Consider the following 10,927-nt stretch of genomic DNA (forward strand, 5'->3'; position numbering starts at 1 on the left):
GCTGGCGCGCTGGCGCCAGCCGCCGGCGCCAGCGCGCCAGCCGGGGCGCGGAGTCACCGCCGCCGGCCGCGCCGGCCAGCGCGAGCGACACCGTCCGCACGTCCTTCGACAGCACCGCGGCGACCACCCGCCGCGCCGCCCGGGACCTGGCCCGCAGCATCGCCGCCGGCATCCCGGTCACCAGCCACCGCGCCGGCGCCAGCGCGGCCACCACGGTCGCGCCCAGCAGCCAGGCCGCCGCCGGCCAGCCCGGCACGCCGCCCGAGACCGCCGCGAGCGCCGGCTGCCCGGCCCACCCCCACGGGCCCGACCACCGCAGGACGTCCGCGACCCAGGGCGCCGGCGGCTCGCCGGCCACCGCGAGCGCCACGAGCAGCCCGGCGACGCCCAACGCGGGCACCGCGAGCCAGCGCGCCAACCGGGCGGCCGCCGGCAGCCGTTGCACGGCCACCGCCACCCCGCCGGCCAGCAGCGCCACGCCGACCGCCGGCGGGCAGGTGGCCAGGAGCAGCGGCCCGAGGTCGCCGAGCCCGGCCGCCGCGATCGCCAGCGCCAGGCCGAGCCCGGCCACCAGGCCGACCACGCACAGCACCCCGAGCGACAGCAGCAGCCACGGCCGCAGCAGCGGCCAGCGCGGCACCGGCATGGGCAGCAGCCAGTCCGCGTCGTGCCGCGGCAGCACCACGGGGCCGCGCCAGAGCGCGTCCAACGCCGCCAGCGCCAGCGCCGCGAGCGACAGGGCCGGCAGGGCGTACGGCAGCCCGTCCGCGATCCGGCCCGCGTACGCGACGAAGGCGCCGCCGCGCTCGATGGAGAGGCTGTGTTCGATTGAAAGATAGAGCCCGAAGAGGTACGTGCCGCCCCAGGCGCCGAACAGCACGGTCGTGGCGTACACGGTGTAGCCGGCCCGCCTGAGCCGGCCGGCGCCGCGCCTGGCCCGCAGCCACCCAAGCACGCTCCCCGGGGCCGCGGACGCCGGTATCGCGGCCGTCATTCGGCGAGCACCCGCTCCGGCGCGCCCTCGGCCACCACATGGCCGTTGTCGAGCAGCAGCACCCGGTCGGCCACCGCGCGCGCCAACTCCCGGTGGTGGGTGGCGAACAGCAGCGTCACCCCGGCCGACCGCCGGGCGGCGAGCGCACTGGCAAGACGCTCCCTGGCGGCCGGGTCGAGCCGCTGCTCCGGCTCGTCGAGCAGCAGCAGCTCGTGCGGGCGGAGCAGCGCGGCGGCCAGCAGCAGCTCCTGGAGCTGCCCGGAGGACAGCTCGGTGGGCAGCGCCTCGCCCCGCTCGACGAGGCCGTGCGCGGCGAGCGCCGCGTCGACGGCCGCGTCGCCTTCGGGGACGGCGTGCCCGACGGCCACCAGCTCCAGGTGTTGGCGCACCGTCAGATCGGGGTAGCAGGCCAGGGCGTCGCCGACCACGGCGACCCGGGCGCGGACCGCCGGATCGTCCTCGTCCATCGGCGCCCCCTCGAACCGCACCAGGCCAGCGGTGGGCTGGTCCCGGCCGGCCGCCAGCCGCAACAGCGTCGACTTGCCCGAGCCGTTGTGCCCGAGCAGCGCCACGGCCTCGCCGCGCGCCAGCCGAAGATCCACCGGCCAGAGCACCTGGCGCTCACCGTGGTGCCGGCTCACGCCGGACAGTGTGAGCAGCGCGTCCCGCTCGCTGATCGTGTCCACCCCCACCGGTCGTCGTCTGCCGACCACCGTACGTCAGTGCGGGTCAGCGCCTTGACACGGCCGGGCCCGCGTGCGAGCTTCTTGTATCGATACAACACGCGGCTGGTCGCCGGTCACGTGTATCGATACAAGAAGCCGATGCGAACGAATGAGGGGGAGCGGGGCATGGGCGGACGGCGCCCGGCGGGCCGGTCAGCCGCCGGAGGACTCGCGGACCACCAGCCGGTGCGGCCCGGTGAACTCCTCGTACGCCCCCTCGGGCCGCCGGCCGGCGATCCGCTCGGTCAGCATCCGCAGCGCCGCGTCCGCCATCTCCGAGTGCCCGGGGGCGACGCTGGACAGCGAGGGCACCGCGTACGTCGCCTGCTCGATGTCGTCGAAGCCGATGACCCGGACGTCGTCAGGCACCGCGAGGCCGTGGTCGGCAAGCGCCCGCAGCGCGCCGAGCGCCAGGGTGTCGGTCAGGCAGAACAGGCCGTCGAACGCCACCCCGGCCGCCAGCAGCGCGCGCACCCCGGCCGCGCCGCCGCCCATGGTGAACTCCCGCTCCACCACGAGCTCCTCGCGCCAGTCGAGACCGGCCTCGGCCAGCGCGCTCCGGTAGCCGGCGGTGCGCAGCGAGCCGGCGCTCACCCCGGGGTCGAGGGTGCCGCCGAGTACCGCGATCCGGCGGCAGCCGCGCTCCAGCAGGTGGCGGGTGGCGTCCCTGGCGCCCGCCACGTTGGCCATCGCCACATGGTCGAGCGCGCCGGCGCCGCTCAGCCGTTCGCCGAGCGCCACCACCGGGAACTCGGAGATCTCGGAGCGCAGTTGCTCCGCGTCCTCGTTGCCGAGGCCCACGGTGGAGATGATGAGCCCGTCGTACATCCGGAGCCGCGAGTGGGTGAGCGCGCCCAGCTCGCTCTCCCGGGTGGCGCCGGTCTGTTCGACCACGATCTGGTAGCCGAGCCGGGTGGCCCGCTCGATCAGCAGCGCGGCGAGCTGGCCGAAGTACGGGGCGTCGACGCCCGGCACCGCGAGCCCGATGATGCCGGTGCTGCCCGAGCGCAGGTTGCGGGCCGCCACGTTCACCCGGTAGCCGAGCCGGTCGATGGCCTCCAGCACCCGGTCGCGGGTGGTCTCGCTCACGTAGCGGTGCCCGTTGACGACGTTGGAGACGGTCATCACCGAGACGCCGGCGGCCTTCGCCACCTCGCTCATCGTCACCCGCGCCGCCATGCGCCGATTATCCACGGCGGACCGGCCACCCCGAACGACCATCCCGAACGACCACCCCGAACGACCGTTCCGCATGACCGTTCCGTACGACCACGAGAGGTCCCGCATGCCCCAGCGCACCGCCACCGCCGTCATCAACGTCGACATCGAGGGCCCGACCATCAGCCGCCACCTGTACGGCCACTTCGCCGAGCACCTGGGGCACTGCGTCTACGGGGGCTTCTACGTCGGCGAGGACTCCCCGATCCCCAACGAGGGCGGCATCCGGCTCGACGTCGTCGAGGCGCTGCGCGCCCTGGACATCCCCAACCTCCGCTGGCCGGGCGGCTGTTTCGCGGACGAGTACCACTGGAAGGACGGCATCGGCCCCAGGGAGAGCCGCCCGCGGATGGTGAACACCCACTGGGGGAACGTCGAGGAGAACAACCACTTCGGCACGCACGAGTTCCTCGCCCTGTGCGAACTGCTGGGCGCCGAGCCGTACATCAGCGGCAACGTCGGCTCCGGCACGGTGCAGGAGATGAGCGAGTGGGTGGAGTACCTGACGCGGGACGGCGACAGCCCGATGGTGCGGCTGCGGAAGTCCAACGGCCGCGAGGAGCCGTGGCGGGTGCGGTTCTGGGGCCTCGGCAACGAGACGTGGGGCTGCGGCGGCAACATGCGCGCCGAGTACTACGCCGACCTGGCCCGCCAGTACGCGACCTACTGCCGTGACCACGGCGACAACAAGCTGTACCGGATCGCGTCCGGCGCCTCGGACGACGACTACGCCTGGACGGAGACGCTGATGAAGCAGATCAGCTGCTTCGGCTGCGAGGCGACTCCGAAGAACTTCTTCCAGGGCCTGTCGTTCCACTACTACACCCTGGCCGGACCGTGGGACGCCAAGGGCAGCGCCACCGACTTCGACGTCGAGGACTACTACCGCACGATGGTGGCGGCCCGCCGGATCGACCGGCTGATCGCCGGCCACTCGGCGGTGATGGACTGCTACGACCCCCACAAGCAGGTCGGGCTGGTGCTCGACGAGTGGGGCACCTGGTGGGACGTCGAGCCGGGCACCAACCCGGGCTTCCTGTACCAGCAGAACACGCTGCGCGACGCGCTGGTGGCCAGCACCCACTTCGACGTCTTCCACCGGCACGCCGAACGCCTCGTCATGGCCAACATCGCGCAGACCGTCAACGTCCTCCAGGCGATGGTGCTCACCGACGGCGACCAGCTGGTGAAGACCCCCACCTACCACGTCTTCGAGATGAACAAGCGCCACCAGGACGCCGCCTCGCTCGCGGTGCACCTGGTGACCTCCGGCACCGGACGCCCGGTGGCGGACGGGGAGTTGGAGACGGTCTCCGCCTCGGCCAGCGTCCGCGACGGCGAACTCCTGGTCTCCCTCACCAACCTCGACGCCGAGGCCGCCACCGAACTCACGCTGGACCTGCGGGGCGGCACCGTCGACGAACCCACCGCCCGCCTCCTGACCGCCGACCGGCTCCAGGCGCACAACACGGGCGACCACCCCGACGCCGTCACGGTGCGGCCCCTCGACGGCATCACCCGCACCGAGACCGGCGGGCTGCGGCTCACGCTGCCGCCGCACTCCTTCGCCACCGTGGCGGCCAGGCTGCGCTGAAGGGGAGGGGGCGCGCGGCCGGCGCCACCGCCGGCCACGCGCCCTCGGTGAGCTGCCGATCGCCCTGGCCCGGCCGTCTCGCGACCTGCCGGGGCGGACAGACCTGAGGTGAACGGGGGAGTCACGTTCCCGAGAGCTGAGGAGGCAGCCCGAGATGAACCCGATGCTCTGGCCGTCGCTGGTGTTAGCGATCGTCATCTCGGTGGTGATGGTGTGCGTGACGGTCTGGTCCGTCAGCCGCGCCGCCACCCCGCACACCCCCAACCCCGGGGCCCCGAGGGCCCGTTTCCCCCGTCGAGCGACGCCACCCGCCCTCTCCGCCGGGCCGCCGCCCGCCGTGCCGGGCGGCGACCCCACCGCCGAACTCACCCAACGACTCCTCGAACCGCGCCAGTTGCTCGAGGTGCACGCCGCCGAGGCGGCCGACGGCGCCCGCCGGCTGGTCGCCCAGGTGGCCGTGTCCGCCGCCGAGCTCGCCGCGGGATCGCTTCGTGGCGGCCCGAAGGCGGACGAGGTGCGGCGCCTGTTGGGCACCGTCACCGAGCTGTTGCGCCAGACCGAGCGCGGCGACACGCTGAACACGATGGTCGGCTCCGTCTACGGGGATCCGCTGCCCGGCATGTCCGTCGAGACCCTGACCGGCAGCGGCACCCGCTGACCGGGCCGGTCGCGCCGCCGAGCCGGCCCCGCCGGTCAGCCGGCGCCCCCACGGGCCGGGCGCCTGGCGAGCCAGGCGCCCGGCCCGTGGGCCGTCGTGACGTGGCGGGCGCCGACGAAACCGAGGCGGCCGAGCCGCTCCGCGTCCCGCTCCGTGGCCGTGATCGCCAGCACGGCCGCCGCGTCCCGGTCGGCCGCCGCGAACCCGGGGGCCAGCAGGCCCCTGGCCCGCCCCTCGTCCCAGTCGGGACCCAGCACCCCGGCGGTGGTGAGCGTCCAGTGCCGCTCCCCTGGCCGCACGGCCGCCAACGCCGCCCTGGCCCGCTCGCCGGCGGCGATCAGGTCGATCGGGTCCCGCAGCTCCCGGCTCAGCACCCGGTCGAAGCCGGCCCCCGGCGGCCGGACACCGGGCGGCAGCCAGATCGCCGCCGCCGCGACCCTGGTGTCGCCGAGGCCGCCCTCGGCCACCCACAGCTGCCCCTCCTCCAGCAGGTGGTGGGCCAGCAGCAGCCGCAGCGCGCGCCGCGCCTGGTCCCCGTCGTCACCCACGGGACCCGGCACGAGCAGCCGCACCACCGCGGGCACGTCCACCAGCCGGCCGGGCCGCACGCCCGCCGTCATGGCGGTGACCGCCATCGCCATCGACATCGCCGTTCACCCCACTCCGTTCTCCGTCGGACTCGGACTCGGACTCGGACTCGCACCCGGACTCGAACTCAGACCCGGCTCGTCTCCCGGCCCGCCACCTCGGAAGACGCCGAACCCCCCACCACATGGTTGAGTCGTTCGCCCTCGACATCGACGTTCGGAATCACCCGCTCCAGTGGCCTCGGCAGCCACCAGGCGGCCTTCCCGAGCAGCGCGAGCACCGCGGGCACGATCGCCATCCGCACCACGAAGGCGTCGAAGAGCACCGCCACCGCGAGGCCGAAGCCGATCATCCTCACCATCGACTCCGACGAGCTGACGAACCCGGCGAAGACGCTGATCATGATGACCGCGGCCGCCGCCACCACCCGCGCCCCGTGCCGGAAGCCGGTCACCACGGCCTCGGCGGGCGACTCGCCGTGCACGTGCGCCTCCCGCATCCGGGTCACCAGGAACACCTCGTAGTCCATGGCGAGGCCGAACACCACGCCCACCATGAAGATCGGCATCAGGCTCATGATCGGCCCGGTCTCGTCGACGCCGAACAGGCCGCCGAGCCAGCCCCACTGGAACACCGCGACCACGGCGCCGAGCGCGGCGACCACCGAGAGCAGGAAGCCGAGCGCCGCCTTGAGCGGCACGAGCACCGAACGGAACACCGCCATCAGCAGCACCACCGCGAGCCCGACGACCAGCGCCAGATACGGCAGCAGCGCGTCGTTCAGCTTCTGCGAGACGTCGATGGCCATCGCCGTCTGCCCGGTCACCAGCACCTCGTCGCCCGTCTCGGCGCGGATGTCGTTGACCAGCCCCTCCGTCTCGGCGCTGTTCGGCTTGGACTCCGGGATCACCGTGATCATGGCCGTGTCGCCGGCCTCGTTGAACGTCGCCGGGGTCACCATGGCGACGTCGTCGAGCCCGCCCACGGTGGCCGCCACCCGCTCCGCCGCGGCGTCCGGGGCGTCGGCGGCGTCCCGGGTGTCCACGGTCACCATCAGCGGTCCGTTGAAGCCGGGCCCGAAGCCCTCGGACAGCAGGTCGTAGGCGCGGCGCTGGGTGGTGCTCGTGGGCTGCGACCCGTCGTCCGGCAGGCCGAGTTCGAGGCTGGTGGCCGGCAGGGCGATCGCGCCCAGGCCGACGACGCCCGTCAGCAGCACGGCGACCGGCCGGCGCAGCACGAACCTGGCCCAGCGGGTGCCGAGGTTCTCCTTCGCCGCGGCCCGCTCCGCCGCCCCGGCGCCGCGCGCGCCGCGGGGCAGCACCCGCTCGCCTGCGAAGCCGAGCAGCGCTGGGATCAGGGTGAGCGCCACCACCACGGCGAGCGCCACGGCGCCGGCGGCGGCCAGGCCCATGGAGGTCAGGATCGGGATGTTGACGACGGCGAGCCCGGCCAGCGCGATGACCACGGTGAGGCCCGCGAACACCACGGCGGAGCCGGCCGTGCCGACCGCCCGCCCCACGGCCTCCTGGCGCTCCCGGCCCTCGGCCAGTTCGGCGCGGTAGCGGGAGACGATGAAGAGCGCGTAGTCGATGCCGACCGCGAGGCCGATCATCATCGCCAGGATCGGGGTGGTGCTGTTGAGTTCGAGGGGGCCGCTGAGCGCGGTGATGAGGGCGACGCTGATGCCGACGCCGACGATCGCGGTCAGCAGCGGCAGCCCCGCCGCGACCAGCGAGCCGAAGGTGATCACCAGCACCACGGCGGCGACCGCGACGCCGATCACCTCGGTGACGCCGGTGTGCGGTATCTCCATCAGCGCGTCGCCGCCGACCTCGACGGTGAGCCCGGCGTCGCGGCCGGCCTGCGCCGCGTCCTGCAACGCGTCGCGGTCGGCGTCGCCCAGCTCGGTCGACTTCGCGTCGTAGCTGACCTGGGCGTAGGCGACGGAGCGGTCCTCGCTGACCGCCTGGGCCTGGAACGGGTCGACGACGTCGAGCACGTGCTCGGAGCCGGTCGCCAGCTGCCCGACGACCTGCTCGACGGCGGCCCGGTCGGCGGCGTCGGTGATGTCGCCGTCCTGGGCCTGGAAGACGACCCGGGCCGTGGCGCCGTCGGCGCTGGTGCCGGGGAAGCGCTCGTTCAGCAGGTCGAAGGCGCGCTGCGCCTCGGTGCCTGGGATGGTGATCGAGGTGGAGGCGGACGAGGACGCGGTGGCCGCGCCGGCACCGGCGACGGCCAGCAGGGCGACCCAGATCAGGGCGACCAACCGCCGTCGTTGGAAGGAGAACTGGCCGAGTCGGTAGAGGAACGTAGCCATGGGGCGTGACTTCCTGGGTGACGTCCTGGTTGACGTGGATCGGAAAACGGGTGTGAAGTGCCGCCCCGACGGCCTGCCGCTCGCCGTCGGGTCGTGATCTGGCAGGTGTCCGGCTAGGGCGTGAGGCGCAGCGCCGGAAGGATCACCTGGTGCGTGAACCGCACCAGGAAGTCGGTGTCGGGGTCCTTCTCCTCCAGGATCGGGCGCCCGATCACGGCGCCCAGCAGCATGTAGACGACCTCGGTGCTGCCGGCCGAGCCCTCGGGCAGCTCGCCGCGCGCCTCGGCGCGGCGCAGCAGCACCTCGAGACCGGCCCGCTCAGGCAGCACCACCTGGTCGCGGAAGGCCGCCAGCAGGTCGGGGTTCTGGTGCATCGCCTGCCCGAGACCGCGGAGCAGCGGCGCCTCCTCGTTGAGCCGGCTGCCGGCGTCGCGGACCAGCGTCAGCAGGTCGCCGGCCAGCGTGCCGGTGTCGATGTCCCTGGTCAGCATGGGCCGACGCATCCGGATGGCGGTGATCACCAGCTCCGCCTTGGTGTTCCAGCGGCGGTAGAGCGTGGCCTTGCTGGCGTGCGAGGCGGCGGCGATCTGGTCCATGGTCAGGGCCTCGTAGCCGTCCTGGCGCAGCAGCTCCTCCACCACCCCGTAGATCTCCCGCTCCCGGCCCTCGGAGAGCCGGGAACGCCGCGCCGTGGTGGTGGTCTGGGTGGGCATCGTGCTCCTTCGAAACACCGCGTCTCTTCCAACGCCGCGTCTTTGAAACGAAACGGTTCCGTACACATCGTACGACCGGGCTTATCGAAACGGAAACGTACCGATAGTGGCCTGCGTCACGCCGCGCGCCGCGCGGCCTGCCGCATGATGGAGGCATGCCCGAGGGAGACACCGTCTGGCAGGCCGCGCACCGCCTGCACGCCGCGCTCGCCGGGCACGCCCTCGTCCGCTCCGACCTGCGCGTCCCCCGCCTGGCCACCGCCGACCTGACCGGCCGCGCCGTCCTGGACGTCACCCCGCGCGGCAAGCACCTGCTGACCCGCGTCGAGGGCGGGCTGACGCTGCACTCCCACCTCAGGATGGACGGCGCCTGGCACACCTACGGCCCCGGCGAGCGCTGGCGCGGCGGCCCGACCCACCAGATCCGCGCCATCCTCGGCACCGCGTCGGGCACCGCCGTCGGCTACCGACTCCCGGTCCTCGACCTCGTCCGCACCACCGACGAACCCCGCCTGGTCGGCCACCTCGGGCCCGATCTCCTCGGCCCCGACTGGGACCCGGCCGAGGCCCGCCGCCGCCTGCTCGCCGACCCCGGCCGCCCGCTCGGCGCGGCCCTCCTCGACCAGCGCAACCTCGCCGGCATCGGCAACGTGTACATGGCCGAACTCTGCCACCTGGCCCGCGCCACGCCCTGGCTCCCCGTCGGCGAACTCCCCGACCCGGCGGCCCTGTTGATCACCGCCCACCGCCTCCTCACCGCCAACCGCGCCACCCCGCACCGCACGACGACGGCCTCTCGCGGCCGCGGCTCCCGCCTCCACGTCTACGGCCGCGCCGGCCAGCCCTGCCTCACCTGCGGCACCCAGGTCCGCGTCACGTCCGACACCTACGACACCCCGGGCCGCCCCCGCCCCATCTACTGGTGCCCCACCTGCCAGCGCGGTCCGCGGCCCTGACCGTTTCATGTCAGCGCTCGGGGCTTGACGAGGGGCGGGCCGCCGGGCTGGATTGATGGCATGCGCAGATCAACGTTCCTCAGGGGTGCGGCGGGAGCCGCGCTCGGCGGCGGCCTGGCCCTGGGCACCACCGGGACCGCGGCCGCCGCCGTGACGACGCACAAGGTCGCCGACCTGACCGGTCCTGGACTGACCAACAGGTTCCGCATGGAGGCCACCGACCTGGGCATCCCCGCCAGGACCCCGGACGGCCGGACGCTCTTCGTCTTCGGCGACACCTTCGAGGGCGCGGCCGTCGGCGCCGGCTGGTGGCGCTCGCCCGTCGGCCTCTACTCCCGCACCACCGACCTGGCAGCCGGCGTCACCTGGTCGGGCGCGGTCGGCGGCGACGCGGCCCAGCAGTTCTGGTACTACGAGCACGACAACCCGGAGTTCTCCACCGTGCTGCCCTCCGACGTGATCACCGTCGGCGGCACCATGTATCTGCACGTCATGGTCAACAGGGGTCTGGGCAACGTCGTCTGGACCGAGATCTGGCGCTCCGACGACTCGGGCGCCAGCTGGCAGCACACCGGCGCCTTCTTCCCCGGCGACCTGCACGGCGGCATGTTCCAGCTGCTGACCTGGGGTCTTGGCAACGACGGCTACGTGTACGTCTACTCCACCGGCTTCCAGCGCGACAAGCCGATCCTCCTCCACCGCGTCCGCGGCGACCGGCTCACCGACCCGGCGGCCTACGAACCCTGGGGCTGGCGCGACGGTGTCTGGGCCTGGGGCAACCCGCCCACCCCGATCCTGGAGGGCCGGTTCGGCGAGCTGTGCCTGCGCCCGCTCGGCGGCAAGTGGATCCTCACCTGGTTCAACGCGGGCGACTACCGGATCGACGCCATCGTCATGGACACCCCCACATCCAACCTCTACACCGCGCACCGCGCCACGTTGATCTGGGGCGGCGCCTGGGGGCAGGAGGACGACTCCCACGTCGCGCAGCTCTACGGCGGCTACATCATCCCCGGCTCCACCCTCAACGACCTCCACCTGTCGGTGAGTCAGTGGAACACGGCGAACAACTGGCCCTACCGCGTCATGCAGTTCCGCGTCCAGGGACTCTGGCCCTGACGCCACGGCCCAGGCTCTGTCCGGGATTGGTGATTCGGCCAACCG

The 10,927-nt window shown here is 73.7% G+C and carries 9 protein-coding genes and 1 pseudogene; 4 read left to right on the forward strand and 6 right to left on the reverse strand.

Going from position 1 to position 10,927, the window contains the following annotated elements:
* The 3 genes and pseudogenes from ACYVPE_RS16025 to ACYVPE_RS16035 form a co-directional block, all read right to left on the reverse strand.
* A pseudogene (locus tag ACYVPE_RS16025) lies at positions 1-994 on the reverse strand (DUF6297 family protein); the annotation flags it as partial.
* Complete coding sequence (locus tag ACYVPE_RS16030) at positions 991-1,686, reverse strand: ATP-binding cassette domain-containing protein (protein WP_461034261.1); 696 nt, start codon at positions 1,684-1,686, stop codon at positions 991-993. The gene ACYVPE_RS16030 and the pseudogene ACYVPE_RS16025, both read right to left, overlap by 4 nt.
* 186 nt (positions 1,687-1,872) lie before the next feature.
* Positions 1,873-2,898, reverse strand: coding sequence for a LacI family DNA-binding transcriptional regulator (locus ACYVPE_RS16035; protein WP_461034262.1), 1,026 nt, complete (start codon positions 2,896-2,898; stop codon positions 1,873-1,875).
* 106 nt (positions 2,899-3,004) lie between these two features.
* On the opposite strand from ACYVPE_RS16035, the gene ACYVPE_RS16040 reads away from it, so the two are divergent.
* On the forward strand, positions 3,005-4,531 hold the full coding sequence (locus tag ACYVPE_RS16040) for an alpha-N-arabinofuranosidase (protein ID WP_461034263.1): 1,527 nt from the start codon (positions 3,005-3,007) through the stop codon (positions 4,529-4,531).
* 154 nt (positions 4,532-4,685) lie between these two features.
* Positions 4,686-5,189 (forward strand): hypothetical protein, encoded by a 504-nt coding sequence (locus ACYVPE_RS16045; RefSeq protein ID WP_461034264.1) that lies wholly within the window; start codon positions 4,686-4,688, stop codon positions 5,187-5,189.
* A gap of 35 nt (positions 5,190-5,224) precedes the next feature.
* Here ACYVPE_RS16045 and ACYVPE_RS16050 read toward each other — a convergent pair whose 3' ends face one another.
* From ACYVPE_RS16050 to ACYVPE_RS16060, 3 genes are all read right to left on the reverse strand, one after another.
* Entirely contained in the window at positions 5,225-5,836 is a 612-nt protein-coding gene (locus ACYVPE_RS16050; protein WP_461034265.1) for a hypothetical protein, read from the reverse strand.
* Positions 5,837-5,904: 68 nt separating this feature from the next.
* Entirely contained in the window at positions 5,905-8,094 is a 2,190-nt protein-coding gene (locus tag ACYVPE_RS16055) for an MMPL family transporter (protein WP_461034266.1), read from the reverse strand.
* A gap of 113 nt (positions 8,095-8,207) precedes the next feature.
* Positions 8,208-8,807 (reverse strand): TetR/AcrR family transcriptional regulator, encoded by a 600-nt coding sequence (locus ACYVPE_RS16060; RefSeq protein WP_461034267.1) that lies wholly within the window; start codon positions 8,805-8,807, stop codon positions 8,208-8,210.
* A gap of 155 nt (positions 8,808-8,962) precedes the next feature.
* On the opposite strand from ACYVPE_RS16060, the gene ACYVPE_RS16065 reads away from it, so the two are divergent.
* Both ACYVPE_RS16065 and ACYVPE_RS16070 read left to right on the forward strand, forming a co-directional pair.
* Positions 8,963-9,763, forward strand: coding sequence for a DNA-formamidopyrimidine glycosylase family protein (locus tag ACYVPE_RS16065; RefSeq protein ID WP_461034268.1), 801 nt, complete (start codon positions 8,963-8,965; stop codon positions 9,761-9,763).
* A 60-nt stretch (positions 9,764-9,823) separates the two neighbouring features.
* Positions 9,824-10,882, forward strand: a complete 1,059-nt coding sequence (locus ACYVPE_RS16070) for a DUF4185 domain-containing protein (RefSeq protein ID WP_461034269.1) — start codon at positions 9,824-9,826, stop codon at positions 10,880-10,882.
* Positions 10,883-10,927: the final 45 nt, after the last annotated feature.

It is taken from the genome of Streptomyces mayteni (assembly GCF_054783955.1).

Coding starts and splice junctions, on each gene's coding strand:
- ACYVPE_RS16035 (WP_461034262.1), bottom strand. CDS start 2,898: ATGGCGGCGCGGGTGACGATGAGCGAGGTGGCGAAGGCCGCCGGCGTC.
- ACYVPE_RS16040 (WP_461034263.1), top strand. CDS start 3,005: ATGCCCCAGCGCACCGCCACCGCCGTCATCAACGTCGACATCGAGGGC.
- ACYVPE_RS16045 (WP_461034264.1), top strand. CDS start 4,686: ATGAACCCGATGCTCTGGCCGTCGCTGGTGTTAGCGATCGTCATCTCG.
- ACYVPE_RS16050 (WP_461034265.1), bottom strand. CDS start 5,836: ATGTCGATGGCGATGGCGGTCACCGCCATGACGGCGGGCGTGCGGCCC.
- ACYVPE_RS16055 (WP_461034266.1), bottom strand. CDS start 8,094: ATGGCTACGTTCCTCTACCGACTCGGCCAGTTCTCCTTCCAACGACGG.
- ACYVPE_RS16060 (WP_461034267.1), bottom strand. CDS start 8,807: ATGCCCACCCAGACCACCACCACGGCGCGGCGTTCCCGGCTCTCCGAG.
- ACYVPE_RS16065 (WP_461034268.1), top strand. CDS start 8,963: ATGCCCGAGGGAGACACCGTCTGGCAGGCCGCGCACCGCCTGCACGCC.
- ACYVPE_RS16070 (WP_461034269.1), top strand. CDS start 9,824: ATGCGCAGATCAACGTTCCTCAGGGGTGCGGCGGGAGCCGCGCTCGGC.